Below are 23336 nucleotides of genomic sequence, written 5' to 3'. Positions count from 1 at the left end.
CAAGTGATTCCTGGAAAACTATTTCAACCGATAGTAAAGATCGCGATAGGATTGCGCGGCGACCTGCCAGCTAAAATCCATGCCCATCGCCTGGCGCTGAACAAAGCGCCAGAGAGAAGGGCGGGACCACAACACGAAAGCACGCCGAATCGCGCGAAGCAGCGACCAGGCATTACTGTCTTCAAATACAAAACCACTGGCGATTCCATCTGCCAAATTCTCCAATGAGCTATCGGTCACGGTATCCGCCAGCCCGCCCGTGCGACGAACTAGCGGCAACGTGCCGTACTTCAATCCATAAAGTTGCGTTAACCCACACGGCTCAAAACGGCTCGGGACCAGAATGACATCCGCCCCGCCCATAATGCGATGTGAAAACGCCTCGTGATACCCAATTTGCACGCCGACTTGCCCAGGATGCTCCGCTGCCGCCGCAAGGAAACCTTCCTGCAGAACCGGATCGCCCGCACCAAGTAGCGCCAGTTGCCCGCCTTGCTCCAACAAACCGGGTAATGCCTCCAGCACCAAATCCAACCCTTTCTGGCTGGTTAAGCGACTCACCACCGCAAAAAGCGGCGCTTTGTCGTTCACTTTCAGCCCCATGGCGATCTGTAGCTGGCGTTTGTTCTCCGCTTTTTCCTCCAGCGTATCCCGCGTATAACGCGATGAAAGCAGCAGGTCTGTTGCCGGATCCCAAATTTTTTCATCCACGCCGTTCAGAATACCGGACAGGCGCCCTTCAACTTGCCGCTGACGCAGCAGCCCCTCCATGCCGTAGGCAAACTGCGGCTCGGTAATTTCGCGAGCGTAGGTCGGGCTGACCGCCGTAATATGATCGGCGTAATAGAGACCGGCTTTCAGGAAAGAGATCTGTCCATTGAATTCCAGCCCATGCATATTAAAGAACGACGATGGCAACTGTATTTCACTCATGTGTTGCGCGTAATACATCCCCTGATAAGCCAGGTTATGTACCGTAAACACAGACTTCGCCGGTCTCCCCTTCGCCGCCAGATAAGCGGGTGCCAGCCCTGCATGCCAGTCGTGGGCATGGACAATATCGGGCCGCCAGAACGGGTCCAGCCCGCTGGCCATCTCAGCGCCGACCCAGCCAAGCAAGGCAAAACGCAGAACGTTATCGGTATAAGCAAAAAGATTGGTATCGTGATACGGGCTCCCGGGACGATCGTAAAGATGCGGCGCATCAATTAAGTAGATCCCCACCCCGTTGAAATGTCCGAACAGCAATGAAATACGACCAGCAAATGTATCCCGCCGCGAGACCACTTGAGCATCAGTGACGCCGCGACGAACATCCGGGAATGCAGGCAGCAAAACGCGTGTATCAACGCCATCGGCAATTTGCGCCGCAGGCAATGCGCCAATAACATCAGCCAGACCACCGGTCTTCAGCAACGGAAACATCTCAGAACATACATGTAAAACCTGCATTATCGCTCCTGTCAAAACCGCTAACACTTAGCGGGCGTTAGCGGGAAAAACAGCGCGCGGACCCCTTCCGCGCAAGGTTATCTCGATGCTGTTACTCTTGTTGCAATTTACGCAGCATTTCGCGCGTCACCAGTACAATGCCCTCTTCGGAGCGGTAGAACCGACGGGCGTCTTCTTCTGCGTTTTCACCAATGATCGTCCCTTCCGGGATGACACAGGCCCGGTCAATAACACAACGCCGCAAGCGACAGGAGCGTCCGACCCAGACCTCCGGTAAAAGAACGGCAGAGTCGATATTGCAGAACGAATTCACACGTACCCGTGAGAACAATACCGATTGCACCACTACCGATCCGGATATCACACATCCACCGGAAACCAGTGAGTTCAGTGTCATACCGTGACTTCCCGATCTGTCCTGAACAAATTTCGCCGGTGGTAAAGATTCATTATAGGTACGTATTGGCCAGTTACGGTCATACATGTCCAGTTCAGGTACAACTGATGCGAGATCGAGGTTTGCTTTCCAGTACGCTTCGAGGGTTCCTACGTCACGCCAGTAGGGTTCTGAGTCAGGGTCCGAATGCACACAGGATAATGGGAAGGGATGTGCATAAGCCATGCCAGACTTGGTTATCAGCGGGATGATATCTTTGCCGAAATCGTGACTGGAGTTTTCATTCTTGTCGTCTTGTTCAAGCAACTCGTAAAGGTACTCAGCATCGAAAACATAAATCCCCATGCTGGCGAGCGATTTCGTGCTGTCATTGGGCATACAAGGCGGGCTGGCGGGTTTTTCGACGAACTCGATAACTTTGTCGTTTTCATCCACAGCCATAACGCCAAACGCGCTTGCCTCTTCGATGGGCACCGGCAGACAGGCCACGGTGCAACGCGCACCTTTTTCGACATGATCAATAAGCATGCGTGAATAGTCCTGCTTATAGATATGGTCACCGGCCAGAATGACGATGTACTCCGCACCATAGCGGCGAATGATGTCGAGGTTCTGCGTGACCGCATCGGCGGTGCCGCGATACCAGCTCTCGCCATGCACACGCTGCTGCGCAGGTAGCAGATCGACAAATTCGTTCATCTCTTCGTTGAAGAAGGACCAGCCACGCTGAATATGCTGCACCAGCGTGTGGGATTGATACTGCGTGATCACACCAATACGACGAATACCGGAGTTAATGCAGTTGGATAATGCGAAATCGATAATACGGAACTTACCGCCGAAGTGAACCGCGGGTTTGGCGCGTTTTTTTGTCAAATCTTTAAGGCGGGTTCCGCGCCCTCCCGCAAGTATCAGGGCTACAGATTTTAATGGCAGCTGGCGCGCTAACATTAAGGGATCGTTCTTATCTAATCTAACCATGACTAACTCCTTTTTTATGACCTTTCAAAGACGCACACTCCGTGCGCGGGCCCATGCCAGACAGCCATCACTACCGGATTATCCTCACCGGCAAACGGAGGAACAGCACGCCATTCCCCTTCTGGTAGCGCAATCTCAGCCACTTCATGCGTGCCGTTAATCGCCAGCAGTACACGATCGGACAGCAGGATTTGCAGGCGGTGGACACCGCTTTGCCACTCCGCAACGCTGAGAGGTTGTGCTTCCTGATTAAGCCAACGCACGTTGCCATCGCCCTCTTCCCACCATGCATCCCGGGTTAAGGCGGGAATGCGCTGGCGAAGGTGAATCAACGCGGCGGTAAATGCCATTAGCCCACTGTTTGCGTTTTGCCAGTCAAGCCAGGTCAACGCATTGTCCTGACAGTAAGCGTTGTTATTACCGTGCTGGCTATGACCATGTTCGTCACCGGCCAACAACATTGGTGTTCCCTGGGAAAGTAGCAGTGTTGTTAACAGGGCATGGACGCTTGCTCGCCTCCTTTCTGTCACATCAAGACTGCTACTTAACCCTTCTATACCATGATTATTGCTATGGTTATTGTTAGTACCGTCGCGATTTTCCTCGCCATTCGCTTCGTTATGCTTATGGTTGAAACTCACGCAGTCACGCAACGTAAACCCGTCATGCGCCGTCACCAGATTGACCGACGCATGGGGCAGACGCCCTTCGCGACGGAACATATCGCTGGATGCGGCAAATCGCCCGGCAAATTCCCCAGGAGAGAGTGACTGCTCCAGCCAGAAGCGGCGGGCAGCGTCACGAAAATGATCATTCCATTCGGCAAATAAGGGCGGGAAATTACCCACCTGATAACCGCCTTCGCCAATGTCCCACGGCTCCGCAATAAGCTTCACCTGCGAAAGTAACGGGCAGTTTTTAATTGCGTCGAACAAGGGCGCCTGCTGGCTGAATCCCGGCGTGCGCCCCATAACCGTTGCCAAATCAAAGCGAAAGCCGTCGATATGGAACGTCTCAACCCAATATTTCAGGCAGGCCAGGGCATAGGCCACGCCGCTTGGGTTGTTCAAATTCAGGGTGTTACCGCAACCGGTCCAGTTTTCATAATCACCGTCGCCCCTTATCCAATAATAGCTACGGTTATCGATTCCGCGCAGGGAGAGCGTCGGACCATGCAGGTCAATTTCAGCGCTGTGGTTGAGCACAATATCGAGGATGACCTCAATACCGTTTTGATGCAGGGACTTAACTGCCTCACGAAACTCATTGATGGCTAACTCGGGAGCGGTGGCATAACGCGGGTCAAGTGCAAACAGCGCCAATGGGTTATAGCCCCAGTAGTTGCTTAACCCCAGACGTTGCAGACGCGGCTCGCTGATAAAATGCGCCACCGGCATCAGTTCCAGCGCCGTGATACCCAGCGTCTTGAAGTGGTTGATCATGACCGGATGACCAAGGGCTTTATAGGTACCGCGGATCTCTTCTGGCAAATCCGGGTGCAGCCAGGTCAGCCCTTTGACATGGGCTTCATAGATGACCGTATTGCCCCATGGCGTACGTGGCGCGGCATCATTCCCCCAGTCAAACGCGTCATCCACGACCACGCTTTTCGGCGCGATTGCCGCGCTGTCATGCGGATCAGGAGCGTCATAGCCCCCGTGTAACAATGGACTGTCTTTCACGTCACCGTCGACACGGCGCGCACAGGGATCGAGCAGTAACTTCGCCGGGTTAAAGCGATGCCCCTGCCCCGGTTCCCACGGACCGTGTACGCGATAGCCATAACGCGTACCAGGCCGCGCATCTGCCAGGAAACCGTGCCAGACATCGCCGCTGCGGGCGGGCAAGTCATAACGTTGTTCGTTGCCTTCGTCATCAAAAATGCACAGTTCGACTCGCTCCGCATGTGCCGAAAATAGAGTGAAATTCACGCCATTTCTCTCGACATGGGCCCCAAGTGGCATCGCGTTGCCTGCGGTCAGTTTGGTCATCACCCCTCCCGCACAAACCAGACGGTTGCCAGCGGCGGAATCGTCACAGAGAGAGAATGCGCCCTGCCGTTCACCGGGATCTCATCACTCTGTACACCACCGCCATTGCCGGCATTGCTGCCGTGGTAGTGCATCGAGTCCGTGTTCAGCTCTTCACGCCAGCGCCCCGGCTGGTTGATACCAAAGCGGTAGTTATGACGCGGAACCGGTGTGAAATTGCTGACGACAATGATCTCGTTGCCGGCTTTATCGCGACGTACAAAGACAAACACCGAGTTCTCATGGTCATCCACCACCAGCCATTCAAAGCCATACGGGTCGAAATCCAGCTCATGCAACGCTTTGTGATGACGGTAGACGTGGTTCATATCCCGCACCAGACGCTGCACGCCGTGGTGCCAGTTATCGCCCCCTTCAAGCAGGTGCCAGTCGAGGCTACTGTCATGGTTCCACTCACGCCCTTGCGCAAACTCGTTCCCCATAAACAGCAGCTTTTTACCGGGGAAGGCCCACATCCAGGCGTAGTACGCACGCAGGTTGGCAAACTTCTGCCACGCATCGCCGGGCATACGGTCAAGAATGGATTTCTTGCCATGTACCACTTCGTCATGGGAAAGCGGCAACACGAAATTTTCCGTGTAGTTGTAGAGCATGCCGAAGGTGAGTTTGTCGTGATGGTGTTTGCGATAGACCGGATCGAGCTTCATGTAATCCAGGGTGTCGTGCATCCAGCCGAGGTTCCACTTGTACCAGAAGCCCAGGCCGCCCAGTGATGGTGGACGCGAGACGCCGGCAAAGTCGGTGGACTCTTCCGCCATACTCACTGCGCCAGGAACCTGCTCGCCGAGGATACGGTTGGTGCTACGCAAAAATTCGATGGCCTCAAGGTTTTCCCGACCACCAAATTCGTTGGGGATCCACTCACCTTGTTTACGGCTGTAATCGCGGTAAATCATGGAGGCGACCGCGTCCACGCGCAGAGCGTCGATACCAAAACGCTCAACCCAGTAGAGCGCATTGCCCACCAGATAGTTGCTGACTTCGCGACGGCCGTAGTTATAAATCAGGGTATTCCAGTCCTGATGGTAACCTTCACGCGGATCGCTGTGTTCATAGAGCGCGGTCCCGTCAAACTCGGCCAGGCCAAAGTCATCGGACGGGAAATGACCGGGTACCCAGTCCAGAATCACATTCAATCCGGCAGCGTGAGCCGCTTTGATAAAGTAGATAAAGTCGTCGCGGGTGCCAAAGCGGCGCGTCGGGGCATAGAGACCCGTCGGCTGATAGCCCCAGCTTCCATCAAACGGGTGCTCATTAACGGGCAACAGCTCCAGATGGGTGAACCCCATCCATTTTGCATACGGCACCAGTTGGTCCGCCAGCTCACGGTAGCTCAGCCAGAAATTATTGTCCGTGTGGCGACGCCATGACCCCAAATGCACCTCATAGATGGAGATGGGCGCATCAAACTCGTTGGCCTTTTTACGCGCCTCTGTCTGCTCTACCTTTTCCGGTAGATCGCAAATCATGGAGGCCGTTTCCGGGCGCATCTGGGCTTCAAAGGCGTACGGGTCAGATTTGATCCGCAGATTGCCATGCGCATCAATCATCTCAAACTTATAGAGCTGGCCGTTGTGTGCACCCGGAATGAAAAGCTCCCAGATACCGCTTTCACGGCGCAGGCGCATCGGATGGCGGCGACCATCCCAGTAGTTGAATTGCCCGACCACGGAAACACGGCGGGCGTTTGGCGCCCAGACAGAGAAGCGAGTCCCTGTCACGCCGTCCATCGTATCCGCATGTGCGCCCAGCGTTTCGTAAGGCCTGAGGTGGGTACCTTCGGAAAGCAGCCAGGCGTCCATATCCTGAATCAATGGACCAAAGCGGTAAGGATCGTCGATAAGGTTTTGCTGGCCATGCCAGATAACGGCTAACTGGTAGCGAAAGGGGTTTTTGCGGCGCGGCATAACGCCACTAAAGAAACCGCGTGAATCAAGGCAGTCCAGATTGCCTACTTTGCGCCCGGTTTTGGGTTCAATGACCCAGACCTCGGTCGCATCAGGTAATAATGCGCGAACTTCCAGCCCGGCTTCCGTCTGGTGCATGCCGAGTACGGAAAAGGGGTCTGCAAAATGGCCTGCAATTAGTGCATTAATCACGTCTCTATCTACAAAAACAGACATGGTTTCATCCTTTTTATCTATGTCACACCTTTCCCGGCAAGGTTATACGCCCAGCTGTGACATTCTTTTTGACCTGAACGGCGCAAGCACATAATGTGCATCCTCTCTGCTCCGTCCCACCTTCAGGCAGAATGCGTAAACACCCCACTTAAAGCATAGCCAACGCTTTATCTGACTCCCGAGAAAAATATCAACATCTGCGTACACTCCGTTAATACGCAAAAAAAAGGGGTGACAAGCACCCCTTTTTAAATAAATTTTTGATTACGCCAGTTGGCGTAGTATGCGGCGTAGCGGCTCCGCTGCGCCCCACAGGAGCTGGTCCCCTACGGTGAATGCAGAGAGGAAGTCCGACCCCATATTCAGCTTACGCAGACGCCCTACAGGGGTCGTCAGCGTGCCGGTTACCGCCGCAGGCGTCAGTTCGCGCATGGTGATTTCACGGTCGTTCGGCACCACTTTCGCCCATGGGTTATGGGCCGCCAGCAGCTCTTCGATGGTCGGGATAGACACATCTTTTTTCAATTTAATGGTAAATGCCTGGCTGTGGCAGCGCAGTGCGCCAACGCGGACACACAGGCCATCAACCGGAATCGTGGTGTTTGTGCCCAGAATCTTGTTGGTTTCAGCCTGGCCTTTCCACTCTTCGCGGCTTTGGCCGTTATCGAGCTGTTTGTCGATCCACGGAATCAGGCTGCCTGCCAACGGCACGCCGAAATTGTCGACAGGCAGTTCGCCGCTGCGGGAAAGCTGGGTGACTTTGCGTTCGATATCGAGGATGGCAGACGCCGGATCTGCCAGTTCAGCAGCCACGAGGCCGTGCAGTTGCCCCATTTGCGCCAGCAGTTCACGCATATGACGCGCACCGCCGCCGGAAGCCGCCTGATACGTCGCCACAGAAACCCATTCAACCAGATCATTGGAGAACAGACCGCCCAGGGACATCAGCATCAGGCTGACAGTACAGTTGCCGCCAACGAAGGTTTTGATGCCTTTGTTCAGGCCGTCGGTGATGACAGCCTGGTTCACCGGGTCAAGAATGATGATGGCGTCATCTTTCATACGCAGAGAAGAGGCAGCATCGATCCAGTAACCCTGCCAGCCGCTTTCACGAAGCTTTGGATAAATTTCGTTGGTATAATCGCCGCCCTGGCAGGTGACAATGATGTCGAGGGCCTTCAGCGCTTCCAGATCGAATGCGTCCTGCAACGTACCGGTAGACTTACCGCCGAACGTCGGGGCTGCCTGACCAAGCTGGGAAGTTGAAAAGAAGACCGGGCGAATGGCGTCGAAGTCGCGCTCTTCTACCATGCGTTGCATGAGTACGGAGCCGACCATTCCGCGCCAACCGATAAAACCAACATTTTTCATAGCGTATTTCCTGCGAAGGTGTGTGCTGTTAGTGCGAGCCAGTATCCAACTGGCGCTAATAGTCCACCTTACAAAATGCACGCAAAGTCGCAAGTGAAATTAATCAATGATGGGCAAGCCATCAGAAATACCGCTAATCAGCGGCAAAATGGGTAATTGATAATGAGCGAAATCATTTCGGTGGCAGTGTTGTTGATCCTGATTATGGACCCTCTCGGGAACCTGCCGATATTTATGTCAGTACTCAAGCATACTGAGCCGAAGCGCCGCCGAAAAATCATGATTCGCGAGCTGCTCATCGCACTGGTGCTGATGCTGGTTTTCCTCTTCGCGGGCGAAAATATTCTGGCGTTTCTCAACCTACGCGCCGAAACGGTTTCGATTTCCGGCGGCATCATCCTGTTTCTGATCGCCATTAAGATGATTTTCCCCAGCGAGTCCGGCAGCAGCATGGGGCTGCCGGCGGGTGAAGAACCGTTTATCGTACCGCTGGCGGTTCCGCTGGTGGCCGGGCCAACGCTGCTTGCCACCCTGATGCTGCTTTCGCACCAGTACCCTAATCAGATGGGCCATCTGGTGATTGCCCTGTTGATAGCCTGGGGCGGTACCGTGGCGATTTTGCTGCAATCGTCGCTGTTCCTGCGTTTGCTCGGCGAGAAAGGGGTGAACGCGCTGGAGCGTTTAATGGGGCTGGTTCTGGTGATGCTCGCAACCCAGATGTTCCTGGACGGCATCCGCCTGTGGATGAAGGGCTAGGTAAAAGCAAAAAGGCAACGGGAACAAAAGCAAAAAGGCAACGCAAGTTGCCTTTTTTAGTTTTTGCTCCCTCTCCCCGTGGGAGAGGGCCGGGGTGAGGGCACCAAACCGCACCGTCTCCCTGCAATTCTTAACTCAACAACGTAAAGGCAATCATCCCGACAATCGCCCCTGTGGTGCCCAGAATCGTTTCCATTAACGTCCAGGTTTTCAGCGTCTGCGCTTCGGTGGCGCCGGTAAACTTACCGAACAACCAGAAACCCGCATCATTCACATGGCTCACCACAATGGAGCCACCCGCGATACAAATCGACAGGGCCGCCAGTTGCGCACCGGAAAAATGCAGTTGCTCAATCACCGGCATCACCAGACCCACCGCCGTCAAACAGGCAACGGTCGCCGACCCCTGAATAATGCGCACGGCGGCTGCCAGCACGAAACAGGTCACTGCAATCGGCAGCCCCATACCGGTCAGCGCTTCACCCAGCGCCGGGCCAACACCGGAATCCACCAGCACCTGCTTGAATACACCGCCCGCACCAATCACCAGCAGGATAATCCCGGCAGGCTGCAATGCCTGACCACAGATCTCCATGACCCGGTCTTTCGCCATGCCCTGGCGAATCGCCAGACCGTAGATTGCCACCAGGCAAGCCACCAGAATCGCGGTGAACGGGTGACCGATAAACTCCAGCCAGTTGTAGAGATCCGAACCCTCTGCCACAAAACGTGCAGCGATAGTTTTCAGCCCCACCAGCACCAGCGGCAGCAGAATCAGCGACAGGCTAAAGCCAAATGACGGCATTTTACCTTCGCCCAGATGCGGCTCAGTGATGTCGTCGGGGATATGCAGCTCGACATAGCGGCTGATAAAGTTGCCCCACAGCGGCCCGGCGATCAGCATTCCAGGAACGGCAGCGCACAGCCCAATCAGGATCATCCAGCCAAAGTCAGCGTGCATCTGGGAAGCCAGCAGCATCGGCGCAGGCCCAGGCAGCAGAAACGCTGCGGCTGCCGCCACGCCCGCAAACAGCGGAATCACCAGCTTCACAAGGTTAGTGCCGGTATGGCGTGCCATAGAGAAGGCAACGCTTATCAGCAACACCACCGCCACTTCAAAGAACAACGGCAGCGCGCAAATCAACCCCGCCAGGCCAATCGCGAAATGCGCGCGATTGTGACCAAAAGATTTGAGCATCTTCACGGCAATCTGATCGACCGCGCCGGTCTCATGCAGAATTTTGCCGAACATCGCCCCTAAAGCCACCACAATGGCGAGGAAGCCCAGCGTCCCGCCCATCCCTTTTTCCATGGTCGCCGCAATCTTGATCAACGGCATACCGGAAAAAAGCCCTGCACCAATAGAAACCACCATCAAAGCAACGAAAGCATGCATACGCGCTTTCATGACTAAAAACAGCAGCAGCAACACAGAGCCAACTGCTGTTAAAACAAGCGTCAATGTACTCACAACAAACTGCCTTTATTTGTTAATCACTTCAATTGTGCTGGCGACAACACCTTCCAGAGGCTGGTCAATGTCAACGATCAGTACGTCGCGCTCATCCGCACCCGGCTCTTCCAGGGTTTCAAACTGGGTCACCAGCATTTGCGTTTTAAAGAAGTGGCCTTTACGCGCTTTCAGGCGGCTTTCGATAACATCGAAGTCCCCTTTCAGGTAGATAAAGGAGAGGTTAGGGTTGCCGTCACGCAGCAGGTCGCGGTAACGCTTTTTCAGCGCCGAACAGACAATCAGCGACACTTTGTTGGTGCGCTGCATTGCAAAGGCCGCATCGTTGAGTGCCTGCAACCAGGGTTTACGGTCATCGTCATTCAACGGCTCGCCTGCGGCCATTTTCATGATGTTGGCGCGTGGATGAAGGAAGTCGCCGTCAAGAAACGCGGCATGGAGTTGATGCGCCACTTCACTGGCGACAGCGGATTTACCACTGCCAGATACGCCCATCAGGACATAGATGTGGTGATCATGGTTAGTCGTGCTCAAAGCGTAGCTCCCACAGGTACAAAGTGAATTGTTACGGGTAACAGTTATCGGTAACATTGTCCTGCCGGGGTAATGGATAAGCAATAACCATTCGTGCCAGAAGTGAATAAGTGTGAGCTACTTCAAATTTGTCAGACTAAATAGATCCACCCGGTGACAATGTGAAACCTAAATCTAACAATTTTGGCGTAACAGATTCACCACGAATGCGCGCCAGCAGGCGTTCTGCGCCAATACGCCCCATACGTTCACGCGGCGTAAGGACGCTCGCCAGACGCGGCTCCATTACCTGGCCAATGTCGTGACCGTGGAACCCGGCGATCGCCATATCATCAGGAACTTTGAGCCCCAAACGCTGGCATTCGAACGCCGCGCCGACCGCAAGGTCATCGTTGGTGCAAAAAATTCCGTCCAGTTGCGAGTATTCGCGACGTGCCTGCCGCATAAGCTCAATGCCCGCGGTATAGGACGACGACTGTTCTACCATCACGCTGTATGGCGTCAGACCCGCATCAAGCATCGCCTGCTCATACCCCTTCTGTTTGATGATAGTACGTTCGTCGAGACGTGCGCCCAGGTAGGCCACCCGGCGATGACCACGTTCAATAATGGCCGCCGTCATCTGCCGTGCCGCTTCAAAGTTGTCGAAGCCAACGGCGATGTCCAGGCAAGGAGACTTACTGTCCATCAGTTCAACAACAGGGATACCCGCCACTTCAATCATTTTCAGCGTGCGAGGCGTATGGGTACGTTCAGTGAGGATAAGGCCGTCAATATTCCACGACAGCATGGATTCAAGCCGCTCTTCTTCCAGCTCAGGTTTATAGCCGAAGTGCGCCAGCATGGTTTGATAGCCAAACGCATCCGTCACGCTTTCGATGCCGCGCAGGACTTCTGCGAACACCTGGTTGGTTAAAGAGGGAAGCAGCACGCCAACCGCACGGCTGGTGGCATTGGAGAGAATATCCGGAGCCCGATTCGGAATGTAGCCCAGTTCATCAAGTGCAGCCGCTATTTTAGACCGAAGCGCCACGGAGACTTGCTCCGGGTTGCGTAAAAATCGGCTGACCGTCATTTTGGTCACGCCAACGCGATCGGCCACATCCTGAAGTACGGGTCTTTTCTTTTTCATCGTCCTGAATTGATAAACGGGGAAACATCAGGCAAGTTTATCACGGACAGCACGCAACCTTCTGGTGTTAACCAGAAGGTTGCGTCATTTATTTAAGCCCGATCAAACTGGCGGCAGGTCGAAAAGTAAAATTTCGCTGTCGCTATCGGCATGAATGGACAGAGCCTGCTCGTCCCAGATAGCCAGGCCATCGCTGGTGGTCGCTTTCGTGCCGTTAATGGATACCTCACCTTTCACCACCTGAATCCAGATTTTGCGGTCTGCAGAAACCTGATACACAGACTGCTCATCTTTCAACAGCGCCCAGCGATAAAGCTCCATGTCCTGATGCACTTTCAGCGAACCGTCGCGAGCATCCGGCGACAGCACCAGTTGGCGGCCCTGCGTTGCATCAAAGCGGCGTTGTTCGTAACGCGGCGTGATACCATTTTCTTCTGGAATAATCCAGATCTGATACAGACGCAGCGGTTCAGTGGCGCTGGGGTTGTACTCAGAGTGCCGTACGCCGGTGCCGGCGCTCATAATCTGGAATTCACCCGCCGGAACCTGTTCTTTATTGCCCATGCTGTCCTGATGTTCGACCGCGCCTTGCAGTACATACGTCAGGATTTCCATATCTTTATGGGGATGGGTGCCAAACCCCTGCCCGGCATCGATCACGTCGTCGTTAATCACACGCAGTGCAGAAAAACCCATAAAGTTTGCATCATAATAGTTGGCAAACGAAAAGGTATGCCAGGAGTCAAGCCAGCCATGATTTGCGTGGCCACGGTCGTTTGCTTTGCGTAAATAAATCATGTTTTCACCCTCATGTTCGTTTCGATGGGGTAAGTGTGGACCCGATCGCTGATCAATCATAGAGGGTGAAAATTGACTCCTCTGTTCAAAAAAAATGAACGAGTTTTGTAACCTTAAGACCACTTATTTTGCGAGGGTTACCGTGGATGGAGAGGCCTGTTCGAAGGCGCGTTCCAGGATCTCCAGGTTGGTCAGAACATCAGATTCCTTGACGTAATTATCCGCCCCGGTGGTCAACGTGGCATAGAGCGCATCATAGACCCGGCCATAGTCACCAATTTCCGGTTTCAGCTCCTCACGCACCGTTTCACCCGCGTCATTCACATACTCCAGCACGCCGATACTGTCATCTGCCGCAAATCCCGCTTCACCAGGCATGATATTGGCCTTCAGGCTGGTCTCCTGCTGGTCGATGCCGTACTTGATAAATGATCCTCTGGTCCCGTGGACAATAAACTTCGGATAGTCGATTTTGACCAGATAGCTGGTTTTTACGATGGCTTTCAGATCGCCATAAAAGAGCTGCGCTTCAAAGGTGTCATCCGGGTTGGCCTTGTTGCGCAGGCTACGAATGTCATACGCCACATGGTCCGGGCGACCAAACAGTGAAATAATTTGATCCATCGTATGCACGCCAAGCCCGTAGAAGGATCCGTCCTGCGGCAGGCCCGGTTTCGTTTCTGCAACCGGGCGGTAGTAATCGAAGTGGCTCTCCACTTCAACAATTTCACCTAACTTGCCGCTCTCAATGGCTTTTTTGGCCATCAAAAAACAGGTGTCAAAGCGGCGATTCTGATACGGCGTGACGGTCAGGCCTTTGCTTTTTGCCAGTTCAAAGAGGGTGACGGCTTCGGCAATCGTTGGCGTGAATGGCTTTTCTACCAGCACGTTTTTCCCGGCTTCCAGCGCCCGTTTCGCGTACTCAAAATGGCTGTCCGCGTGGGTACAAACGATGACCAGCCTGACCTGCGGATCATTGAGCACCTCATCAAGATCGCTGGTGAAGTGAATATGCTGATACTGCGGATGCTGTTCTTCCGGTTTCGCATGGCGGCGAAAGATATGCGCCACATGCCAGGTATCTTTGCGATTCAGAACGTAAGGGAGGTGGTAGCGGGTGGTGCTTTTACCAAAGCCGATAAATGCGCAATGCAGAGTCATAATGCTGTCCTTGTTTAGCGTCGCAGCCTTAAACCTTAGCGCAAGACGCCCACCGATAAAAACCACTGTCATCAACGAACAAGACATACAGCCAAATCATTCTGAACTTACGATGCATTTACCGTGATTATAAAAGCAGAATAAACAACCACTTCCATTCTTAAAATCCTCTGACACGTCTTGATCTCATTGACCAAATTGCCGATAAAAGTGCCGCGAAAAGCAGGATGTTTCTCGCAATAACAGGTCAGCCACGCATCAGGCTGGCTGCCATGGAAAGCGGCTCAGGGAATTATGCATGGACAGAAAATATCTCCTGCTAAACCTCACCCTTCTGGTCTGGCTGTTTGCGCTGTTGGCCTGGTGCGTTGGCGCATCATCGCTGGCGCGTTACGCAGGACTACTGGCCTTTGCCACCTTTAGCGCTTTTATCCTGAGAGGATTCATAACAGGCATGTTCAAAAAACATAAAAACAGCGAAAACCCCGGCGCGATAGCTGCCACCCCTTCTACCGATAATCAACACCAGGCTGAGCTGGAAACATCTACGGTGATCGCCCGTGATGTTCATCTTGAAGGCAATATTGCTTCATCCAGCCCGGTGTACGTTTACGGCAGCGTACGAGGTGATATCGACGTGAAAGAGAGTCTGGTCAACGTCATGCGTGAAGGACGTGTCGAAGGCAACATTAACTGCCAGCAATTGATTATCGACGGCACCGTGACAGGCCAGTGTACGGGCGATGCGGTAGATATTGCCGAAAACGGTACGCTAACCGGCACGCTGGTTTATCGCACGCTGAGCATAAAACAGGGCGGCACCTTTACAGGCCATGCGGAACTGCGTGCCCCACGACAGGAGCAGACGAACGTTGTGGGGCTGGTGCTCGACACCACCACGGAGGCCACAAGCAAAAAGGCTGAGGGAAAACGCAGGTAAAAAAAAGCCAGCACCCGGCTGGCTAAGAAATACTGGAAGCAATGTGAGCAATGTCGTGCTTTCAGGATTACCGCATCGGTTTCCCTGAACGCATGGCAATAATAATCATTATCATTCGCACTTGTCTACCCTTTTTTGCAAAAAATGGCAGTTGACGCACTTTGCAAACTTCGTGATGTTGAAGAGGATATTTCACTAAAAGAGGAAAAAGGAATGAGTGACATTGTGATACGCCATATTGAAGCCAGCGATGCAGAAGCATTACGCCACATCAATTCACATCCTGGGGTGTATCACGACACGCTACAAATTCCTCATCCTTCCATGGCGATGTGGCAAGAAAGGGCCGCCGTCAAACCAGGCCGGCGCCACCTCGTCGCCTGTCTTGACGAAGAGGTCGTCGGACACCTGGCTCTGGATATCATGGAAAATCCCCGGCGCGGCCACGTTGCCACCTTTGGAATTGGCGTTTCAGCGGAAAAGCATGGGCGTGGCGTAGGCAGCGCGTTAATGCGCGAAATGGTGAACCTGTGCGACAACTGGCTGCGAATAGAACGTATTGAACTGACCGTCTTCGTTGATAATGCCCCGGCGCTGACGCTGTATCAGAAGTTCGGTTTTAAAATTGAAGGAACCGGAAAGCGCTTCGCCCTGCGCAACGGCGAATACGTGGACGCCTATTTTATGGCGCGGATAAAACAGTAAGTCTCCACGATTAACAAACCGCTCAACCTATCCCCTCTCCCTTTCAGGAAGAGGGGATTGAGAAACTCAATATCCCGCCGTTAAATCATCCACCGTACGCGGGTCAGACGCACCGTATAGCGTGCCGTCCGGGCCAACCATAATGCTCTGCGTACTGCCCATCGCCTCTTTCACAACAACCTTCTGCCCTTTCTGCTCAAGCAGCTTGAGGGTGTCCGGGCTAAAGCCTTTTTCGACGCGCAGCTCATCCGGTAGCCACTGATGATGGAAGCGCGGGGCATTGGTCGCCTCGGCGACGTTCATCCCAAAATCGATGCTGTTTACTACGATTTGCAGCACAGTTGTGATGATTCGGCTACCGCCAGGACTCCCCGTAACCAGCCAGGTTTTCCCGTCTTTCACCACGATAGTCGGCGACATGGAAGAGAGCGGACGCTTGCCCGGCCCTACCGCATTCGCATCGCCTCCCACCAGACCATAGACATTCGGCACGCCAGGTTTGGCCGAGAAATCATCCATTTCATTGTTCATCAGGATGCCGGTATTTCCCGCCACAATCCCGCTACCAAAGGTTGTGTTGAGGGTGTAGGTCACCGCGACGGCATTACCGTCTTTATCCACCACCGAATAGTGGGTTGTTTGGTTACTCTCGTAGGGCTCAAGCTTGCCCGGACGAATCTGGCTTGATGGCTTCGCTTTGTTGACGTCGATTTGCTGAGCCAGCGATTTTGCATAATCTTTGTTGGTCAACGCCTGCCAGGGCACCTTCACAAAATCCGGATCGCCAAGGTATTCAGACCTGTCGGCATAGGCGTATTTTTCCGCCTCCGCCATTACCTGCAAGGTATCCGCGCTGCCGAAGCCATATTTTGCGAGGTCAAAGTTCTCAAGGATATTGAGGATCTGAACGATATGGATCCCCCCGGAAGAGGGCGGCGGCATGGAGAAAACCTGGTAGCCGCGATAGTCGCCGCTGATGGGGGTGCGCTCGACGGCTTTGTAATTGGCCAAATCTTCTTTCGTAATCAGCCCGCCGTTTTTACTCATCTCCTGAGCAATCTGATCGGCAATCGAGCCTTTATAGAATGCGTCCGGCCCTTTTTCAGCAATCATCTCCAGGCTCTTTGCCAGGTTCGCCTGAACCAGTTTGTCGCCTTTTTTCAGCGGCTCGCCGTCTTTCCAGAAAATGGCTTTGCTGTTTTCATGGTTTGGCAGCACTTCACTGCCATAGGTTTTGAGATCGTCAGCCAGCGCGTCATTCACCACGAAGCCCTGCTTTGCCAGCTTAATGGCCGGCTGTACGACTTTATTCAGCGGCAATGTGCCATATTTTTCCAGCGCCAGCGAAAAGCCCGCCACTGTGCCCGGCGTACCGGAAGCTAAGTGTGACGTGAGGGACTTTTTGCTGTCCGGGTTGCCCTGGTCGTCAAGAAACATATCGCGCGTTGCTGCTGCCGGGGCCATTTCACGAAAATCAATTGCGGTCGTTTTGCCATCTTTGGTACGGATCATCATAAACCCGCCGCCACCGAGATTACCGGCCTGCGGGTGCGTTACGGCCAGCGCATAGCCAACTGCCACGGCGGCATCCACGGCGTTGCCCCCCTGTTTGAGGATATCGACGCCAACACGGGTTGCGGTTTCGTCAACGGATGCCACCATCCCCTGTTTCGCACGAACCGGATGAAAGACATCCGCCTCAACGCCATACGACACCGGAGCCGGTGCCGCAACGGGCGGAGGTGCCGCCGCAACGCTAAAACATCCTCCCGCCATCAGAGCGGCTATCGCCACCCAACGCGCAAACTTCTGTTTCATCATCGTCGTTCTCCTGAGAAGGGGCTACAGTCCCCGCTTAAGTCTGGTTCAGAACTCCTAAAAGATCATCGTAGTGCGTGAAACGGAGTAAACTTATAAGAACCTTCAGAAGGAGGAGAAGATGATGAAACGACTATTTATTCTGGCCGCGTTCTTACCATTGGCCGCTTTCGCACAGCCGCTCAATACCACCAATAACCCGAACCAACCGGGTTATCAGATACCGAGTCAGCAGCGAATGCAGACGCAAATGCTTAATCAGCAACAGCAGCAAAAAGGGATGTTAAATCAGAATTTGCAGACGCAAACGCGCCTGCAACAGCAGCATCTGGAAGCGCAGATTAATAATAATTCCCAGCGGGTAAGGCAGGCGCAGCCGGGGGAGCTCGATCCGGGTACCCAGCAGATGCTCCCCAATACAAACGGCGGCATGCTGAACCAAAGCGTTAACAACGATGCGACACTGGGTCAGCAGCAACATATGCTGCCCGCTAACCAGGCCGGCAGCAGCATGCTGAATCAAACCCATACCAGCACGCCGCAAGCGAATATCCCGCTAAAAACCGTTACGCCTTAAGGCTGAAAATCCGGCCCGATGACTTCAATATTGTCGGTACAGATGCAATCAACGCCCCAGCGTAGCAGTTGAGATGCGCGCTGCGGGCGATTGACGGTATAAACCAGAATGCGTAACCCGGCATCCCGCAGCATATCCACACGTTCTTCATCAAGAAGCGTGTGATTAAGATGGATGGAGAAACATTCCAGACGGGTAGTCAACTCCCGCCAGTCATCGCGCCATTCATCCAGCAGCAACCCACGCGGTAGTTCAGGTGCTGCCGCTTTCGCCGCCTCCAGCGCATCAATTTCAAACGACGACAGCAGCGGTGTTGGCATATCAGCCCAGAGTTCGCGCGCCGCCAGTGCCACTACTTTACCCGTCAGCGGGCCAGTGCCGGTCGTCGGTTTAATTTCGATGTTCGCCATCATGCCGTACTGACGGCAGCGGTCGGCAACCTGCGACAGCAGCGGCAGTGGTTCACCTTTGAATTCGCCGCCAAACCAGCCGCCTGCGTCTACTTTCAGCAGATCGTTCCATTCCAGATCCCCGGCAACACCCCAGCCGTTGCTGGTGCGCTCGAGATTATCGTCATGCAGCAGAAAAATATGCCCGTCTTTCGACAACTTCGCATCGAACTCGATCATCGTGTGACCGTAGCGAGCGCCCACATCAATTGCCGCCAGCGTATTTTCCGGGGCGAGTTTCCCACCGCCACGATGGGCGGCGACGTGGGGGTAAGGCCAGTTGCTCATACACGTTGTCCTGTTTCACCGTCAAAAAGGTGCAGGTGATTCTCCGGCAAATGCAGCCACAGCGTACTGCCCTGCTTGGGTCTGTCCTGATGTGCAAGGCGCACCACCAGCTTATGATCGCCCCAGCGACCGTGGGCCAGGTTGTCTGCGCCAAGCATCTCAAGCGTATCCATCACCAGCGGTACGCCACCTGCGGACTGTGAGCTTAACGCAATATGTTCCGGGCGGATACCCAATGTCATTTTACGTCCGGCATAGCCCCGGTAGTACCAGTTAATGGGCAGGGCCATGCCGCTATCCAATTCAAAATGGGTACCGGTGTGACTGATACGCCCATCCAGCAAGTTCATCGCCGGGCTACCGATAAAACTCGCCACAAAGCGGCTGGCCGGTTTTTCATACACTTCAACAGGCGTACCGATCTGTTCCGCCACCCCTTTATTCATCACCATCACGCGCTGCGCCAGCGTCATTGCCTCTACCTGGTCGTGGGTCACGTAGAGCGACGTCGTTTTCAGGCGACGGTGTAAATGCTGCAGCTCCAGCCGCATCTGGACGCGTAGTTTCGCATCCAGGTTTGATAGCGGTTCATCAAACAGAAACACCGCCGGATCGCGCACAATGGCACGCCCCATCGCCACACGCTGACGCTGGCCGCCGGATAATTCGCGCGGACGGCGCTTTAACAGACCATCCAACTCCAGAATACGGGCCGCCTCTTTTACGCGCTCGGCAATGTGCTCTTTACCCATGCCGCGAATTTTCAGCCCCCAGGCCATGTTCTCTTCCACGCTCATATGCGGGTAGAGCGCATAGTTCTGGAACACCATCGCAATACCGCGATCTTTCGGCTCTGTTTCCGTCACGCGCTGGCTATCAATCCAGATATCGCCCGTGCTGACGCGTTCAAGGCCAGCAACCATGCGGAGCAGCGTCGACTTTCCGCAACCGGATGGCCCCACCATTACAATAAATTCGCCATCCGCCACGTCCAGCGTCAGCGGTTGGATAACCTGCGTTTTGCCGTTATCCCAGCTCTTGGTTACGGACTGTAATTTTAATCCTGCCATCTTATTTCTCACTGTCGACCAGGCCACGCACAAAGGCACGCTGCATGGCAAAAACGATAACCACCGGGGGAATCAGCGTGAGCAGCATTGCCGCCATCACCTGGTTCCATTGTGTTGAGCCCTCACCTACGGCGATCATGCCTTTAATGCCCGCAACAGCCGTGCCCAGATTGACGTCGCTGATGATAAGCAGAGGCCACAAATACTGGTTCCAGCCGTAGATAAAGGTAATGACAAACAGCGCCGCCAGATTGGTTTTTGATAGCGGCAGCACAATGTCCCAGAAAAAGCGCATCGGCGAAGCACCATCAATACGTGCCGCTTCCATCAGTTCATCGGGAAGCGTCATAAAGAACTGGCGAAACAGAAATGTCGCCGTAGCGGAAGCCATCAGCGGTAGCGTTAACCCGGTGTAGCTGTCGAGCATTTTCAGGTTCGCAATCACTTCTACCGTCGGGAAGATACGCACTTCAACCGGCAGCATCAGGGTGATAAAAATCATCCAGAAGAAGAGGTTACGCAGCGGGAAACGAAACCAGACGATGGCAAAAGCGGATAGCATCGAAACGGCGATTTTCCCCACGGTAATGGCGAACGCCATAATGAAGCTGTTAAGCATCATCAGCCAGAATGGCGCACTGTTAGCCCCCACGCCGTTAATCCAAATCGCTTTCATGTTTTCCAGCAGATGCGTGCCGGGAATCAGGGTCATTGGCGTTTCAAAAACGGCTTTGTTATCCAGCGTTGCCGCCACAAAGGCGACATACAGGGGAAACAGGATCGTCACAATGCCCAGGATAAGCAGAAGGTGGCTGAAAAAAGTCAGCCCGGGACGATTCTCAATCATTGGTAGCGTACCTTGCTTTCAACATAACGGAACTGAACGACCGTCAGCACGATCACCAGGAACATCAGCACCACAGACTGTGCAGCGGATGCGGACAGATCCAGACCGGCAAAGCCCTCACGGTAAATCTTATAAATCAGCGTGGTCGTTGCCTGTACCGGGCCGCCCGCCGTCGCGGCATCAATCACCGGGAAGGTATCGAAGAAGGCGTACACAAGGTTGACCACCAGCAGGAAGAAACTCACCGGGGCAATCAGCGGCAGTGACAGCTTAAAGAAGCGGCGAATCGGCCCTGCGCCATCAATCGCCGCGGCTTCCACCAGGGAACGGGGGATAGATTGCAGCGCAGCGAAGAAGAATAAAAAGTTGTAACTAATCTGCTTCCAGATAGAAGCAAAAACCACCAGGAACATCGCCTGGCCACTGTTTTGCGCGTGGTTCCAGTTATAGCCAAATTGTTCAAGAACATGGGTAATCAAACCGCGACCGGGATTGAAGAGAAAGATCCACAACACAGCGGCGACCGCCGGGGCGACGGCATACGGGAGCAGCATCAATGTCTGGTATACACGGCTGCCGCGTACCACGTTGTCGACCAGCGCGGCAAAGAACAGGGAGGAGAACAGACCAAAAAAAGTGACCAGCGCGCTAAAACGCATCGTCGTCCAGAAGGACTCGAGGTAATAGCTGTCATGGAACAGGGCCACAAAGTTATCCAGGCCAACAAACTGGCTCGACAGGCCGAACGGATCAACGCTTTGAACCGAATACCACAGCGCTTCGCCCGCAGGCCAGATAAAGAAAATAATGGTGATAACCAGTTGAGGCGCGACCAGCAGGTAAGGCAGCCAGCGCGAACGAAACACCGGACGGGATGAGGACATGAGGTTACTCTTCGGCTAAACGGTGCTGAATGCACTCCCGGATGGCGGCGCAAGCGCCTTATTCGGGCTACTTAATGATGTAGCCCCGGTAAGCGCAGCGCCACCGGGGAACATCCAGCATCTTTACATTAAGACTTAGTCGACTGCTCGAAGCGGCGAAGCAGTTGATTACCACGCTCCACAGCCGAATCCAGTGCCTGCTGCGGCGTTTTCTTACCGGTCCAGACGCTTTCCAGCTCTTCATCCACAATGGTACGAATCTGCGGCATGTTGCCCAGACGCAGACCTTTGGTGAACGGCAACGGCGGCTTGTTCAACATCTGACGCGTTGCGATGTCCGCACCCGGGTTCTTGTCATAGAAGCCTTCTTTACGGGTCAGATCATATGCAGCGGTCGTAATCGGCAGGTAGCCGGTTTTCTGGTGCCATTCAGCAGCGATTTCCGGTTTAGCCAGGAACTCAAGGAACTGCGCAACACCGGTATAAGTCGGCTTATCTTTGCCCTGCATAACCCACAGGCTGGCCCCGCCGATGATGGCGTTCTGCGGTGCGCCTTTCACGTCAGCGTCGTAAGGCATCATGCCTACACCGTAGTTAAATTTGGCGTAATGACGGATATCCGCCAGCGAGCCAGAGGAGGCGGTAGTAATCGCGCAGTCACCGTTATAGAACTTCTCGGTAGACTCGTCTTTACGACCGAAGTAGCTGAAATCACCTTTCTTGTTCAGCTCTTCGAGCATGGCGATGTGTTTCACCTGCTCCGGTTTGTTGAACTCCAGAACCGCATCAGTACCGTCGAAACCGTTGTTTTTGGTCGCAACCGGCAGGCCGTGCCAGGCGCTAAAGTTTTCAATCTGAATCCAGCCCTGCCAGCCGCTGGCGTAACCGCACTTCATCCCTGTGGCTTTCAGTTTGGCCGTGTACGCAGCCAGATCCTGCCAGGTTTTTGGTGGCTGCTCCGGATCTAAGCCCGCTTTTTTGAAGGCATCTTTGTTGTAATACAGCACCGGCGTGGAGCTGTTGAACGGCTGAGACAGCAAGTGACCCGTTTTAGAATCGGTGTAGTAGCCGGCAACGGTCGGCACAAACTGAGACTCATCAAAGTTGATACCCGCGTCTTTAAATACTTCGTAGACCGGCTTAATAGCTTTCGATGCCATCATGGTCGCCGTACCCACTTCGTAAACCTGGAGCAGAGCGGGCGCATTACCGGTACGGAACGCAGCGATCCCCGCACTCAGGCTCTGCTCGTAGTTACCTTTGTACACCGGCACAATTTTGTAATCCGGGTGGGTGTCGTTAAAACGTTGCGCCAGGGAGTCGACTTCTTTGCCTAACTCGCCTTCCATGGAATGCCAGAATGGGATTGTCGTGACAGCCATTGCGTTGCCTGCAAAGATCAACCCAAGAGCCAGTCCTAAAGCTGTGTGTCGTAACGGTGTCATTCGGTTTTCTCTCTTGTTGTGCCGGATGCGCGATATCACGCGTTTTATGCTCGCGAGGTAACATGACATGCTCGAATGACAGAAAA

The 23336-nt window shown here is 54.0% G+C and carries 20 protein-coding genes; 4 read left to right on the top strand and 16 right to left on the bottom strand.

What is annotated here, in order from left to right; translation table 11 throughout:
* Positions 1-18: 18 nt before the first annotated feature.
* The 5 genes from glgA to asd form a co-directional block, all read right to left on the bottom strand.
* On the bottom strand, positions 19-1452 hold the full coding sequence (gene glgA, locus ACS0RQ_RS01805; protein ID WP_041851360.1) for a glycogen synthase GlgA: 1434 nt from the start codon (positions 1450-1452) through the stop codon (positions 19-21).
* 91 nt (positions 1453-1543) lie between these two features.
* Positions 1544-2830, bottom strand: coding sequence for a glucose-1-phosphate adenylyltransferase (gene glgC / locus ACS0RQ_RS01800; RefSeq protein ID WP_193794550.1), 1287 nt, complete (start codon positions 2828-2830; stop codon positions 1544-1546).
* 14 nt (positions 2831-2844) lie between these two features.
* The gene (glgX, locus tag ACS0RQ_RS01795; RefSeq protein ID WP_271849283.1) at positions 2845-4821 is read right to left on the bottom strand and encodes a glycogen debranching protein GlgX; all 1977 of its coding nucleotides are present in this window, start codon (positions 4819-4821) and stop codon (positions 2845-2847) included.
* Positions 4821-7004, bottom strand: a complete 2184-nt coding sequence (gene glgB / locus ACS0RQ_RS01790; RefSeq protein ID WP_271849284.1) for a 1,4-alpha-glucan branching enzyme — start codon at positions 7002-7004, stop codon at positions 4821-4823. The genes glgX and glgB overlap by 1 nt, the downstream gene beginning before the upstream one ends.
* A 264-nt stretch (positions 7005-7268) precedes the next feature.
* Complete coding sequence (gene asd / locus ACS0RQ_RS01785) at positions 7269-8375, bottom strand: aspartate-semialdehyde dehydrogenase (protein ID WP_271849285.1); 1107 nt, start codon at positions 8373-8375, stop codon at positions 7269-7271.
* Between the two features lie 162 nt (positions 8376-8537).
* On the opposite strand from asd, the gene ACS0RQ_RS01780 reads away from it, so the two are divergent.
* Positions 8538-9131, top strand: a complete 594-nt coding sequence (locus tag ACS0RQ_RS01780; protein WP_041851355.1) for a YhgN family NAAT transporter — start codon at positions 8538-8540, stop codon at positions 9129-9131.
* A gap of 130 nt (positions 9132-9261) precedes the next feature.
* On the opposite strand, the gene gntU is transcribed toward ACS0RQ_RS01780, so the two are convergent.
* The 5 genes from gntU to ACS0RQ_RS01755 all read right to left on the bottom strand — a co-directional run bounded on the left by gntU (position 9262) and on the right by ACS0RQ_RS01755 (position 14227).
* Positions 9262-10602: a gluconate transporter gene (gene gntU / locus ACS0RQ_RS01775; protein WP_132440226.1), complete on the bottom strand. Its 1341-nt coding sequence runs from the start codon at positions 10600-10602 to the stop codon at positions 9262-9264.
* 12 nt (positions 10603-10614) lie between these two features.
* A complete protein-coding gene (gene gntK, locus ACS0RQ_RS01770) occupies positions 10615-11136 on the bottom strand; it encodes a gluconokinase (RefSeq protein ID WP_271849286.1) in 522 nt (173 codons plus the stop codon).
* A 136-nt stretch (positions 11137-11272) separates the two neighbouring features.
* On the bottom strand, positions 11273-12268 hold the full coding sequence (gene gntR, locus ACS0RQ_RS01765) for a gluconate operon transcriptional repressor GntR (RefSeq protein WP_041851352.1): 996 nt from the start codon (positions 12266-12268) through the stop codon (positions 11273-11275).
* A 102-nt stretch (positions 12269-12370) separates the two neighbouring features.
* Positions 12371-13066: a pirin family protein gene (locus ACS0RQ_RS01760; RefSeq protein WP_041851351.1), complete on the bottom strand. Its 696-nt coding sequence runs from the start codon at positions 13064-13066 to the stop codon at positions 12371-12373.
* A 123-nt stretch (positions 13067-13189) separates the two neighbouring features.
* Positions 13190-14227, bottom strand: a complete 1038-nt coding sequence (locus tag ACS0RQ_RS01755; protein ID WP_071194959.1) for an oxidoreductase — start codon at positions 14225-14227, stop codon at positions 13190-13192.
* Positions 14228-14525: 298 nt separating this feature from the next.
* On the opposite strand from ACS0RQ_RS01755, the gene ACS0RQ_RS01750 reads away from it, so the two are divergent.
* Together ACS0RQ_RS01750 and yhhY are read left to right on the top strand one after the other, a co-directional pair.
* A complete protein-coding gene (locus tag ACS0RQ_RS01750) occupies positions 14526-15167 on the top strand; it encodes a bactofilin family protein (protein WP_271849287.1) in 642 nt (213 codons plus the stop codon).
* Positions 15168-15380: 213 nt separating this feature from the next.
* Positions 15381-15872, top strand: coding sequence for an N-acetyltransferase (gene yhhY, locus ACS0RQ_RS01745; protein ID WP_271849288.1), 492 nt, complete (start codon positions 15381-15383; stop codon positions 15870-15872).
* A gap of 66 nt (positions 15873-15938) precedes the next feature.
* Here yhhY and ggt read toward each other — a convergent pair whose 3' ends face one another.
* Positions 15939-17693, bottom strand: a complete 1755-nt coding sequence (gene ggt, locus ACS0RQ_RS01740) for a gamma-glutamyltransferase (protein ID WP_079496994.1) — start codon at positions 17691-17693, stop codon at positions 15939-15941.
* A 121-nt stretch (positions 17694-17814) separates the two neighbouring features.
* Between ggt and ACS0RQ_RS01735 the strand changes: the two genes are divergently transcribed.
* A complete protein-coding gene (locus tag ACS0RQ_RS01735) occupies positions 17815-18267 on the top strand; it encodes a DUF2756 family protein (protein WP_193796337.1) in 453 nt (150 codons plus the stop codon).
* On the opposite strand, the gene ugpQ is transcribed toward ACS0RQ_RS01735, so the two are convergent.
* The 5 genes from ugpQ to ugpB all read right to left on the bottom strand — a co-directional run bounded on the left by ugpQ (position 18264) and on the right by ugpB (position 23250).
* On the bottom strand, positions 18264-19004 hold the full coding sequence (gene ugpQ, locus ACS0RQ_RS01730; protein WP_271849289.1) for a glycerophosphodiester phosphodiesterase: 741 nt from the start codon (positions 19002-19004) through the stop codon (positions 18264-18266). The two genes, ACS0RQ_RS01735 and ugpQ, sit on opposite strands and share 4 nt — an antisense overlap.
* Entirely contained in the window at positions 19001-20074 is a 1074-nt protein-coding gene (locus ACS0RQ_RS01725) for a sn-glycerol-3-phosphate import ATP-binding protein UgpC (protein ID WP_271849290.1), read from the bottom strand. Before ACS0RQ_RS01725 ends, ugpQ begins: the two co-directional genes overlap by 4 nt.
* Before the next feature lies 1 nt (position 20075).
* Positions 20076-20921: a sn-glycerol-3-phosphate ABC transporter permease UgpE gene (ugpE, locus tag ACS0RQ_RS01720; RefSeq protein WP_271849291.1), complete on the bottom strand. Its 846-nt coding sequence runs from the start codon at positions 20919-20921 to the stop codon at positions 20076-20078.
* Positions 20918-21805 carry a sn-glycerol-3-phosphate ABC transporter permease UgpA gene (gene ugpA, locus ACS0RQ_RS01715; protein WP_041851343.1) on the bottom strand — a complete coding sequence of 296 codons (888 nt, stop codon included), beginning with the start codon at positions 21803-21805 and terminating at the stop codon, positions 20918-20920. The genes ugpE and ugpA overlap by 4 nt, the downstream gene beginning before the upstream one ends.
* Positions 21806-21933: 128 nt before the next feature.
* On the bottom strand, positions 21934-23250 hold the full coding sequence (gene ugpB / locus ACS0RQ_RS01710; protein WP_041851342.1) for a sn-glycerol-3-phosphate ABC transporter substrate-binding protein UgpB: 1317 nt from the start codon (positions 23248-23250) through the stop codon (positions 21934-21936).
* Between the last annotated feature and the right edge of the window lie 86 nt (positions 23251-23336).

The sequence above is a fragment of the Phytobacter diazotrophicus genome (genome assembly GCF_052061655.1).
GTDB classification, from domain to species: Bacteria; Pseudomonadota; Gammaproteobacteria; order Enterobacterales; family Enterobacteriaceae; genus Phytobacter; species Phytobacter diazotrophicus.
Note: the sequence above shows the minus strand (reverse complement) of the source record. Positions and strands in the feature narration are given on the sequence as shown.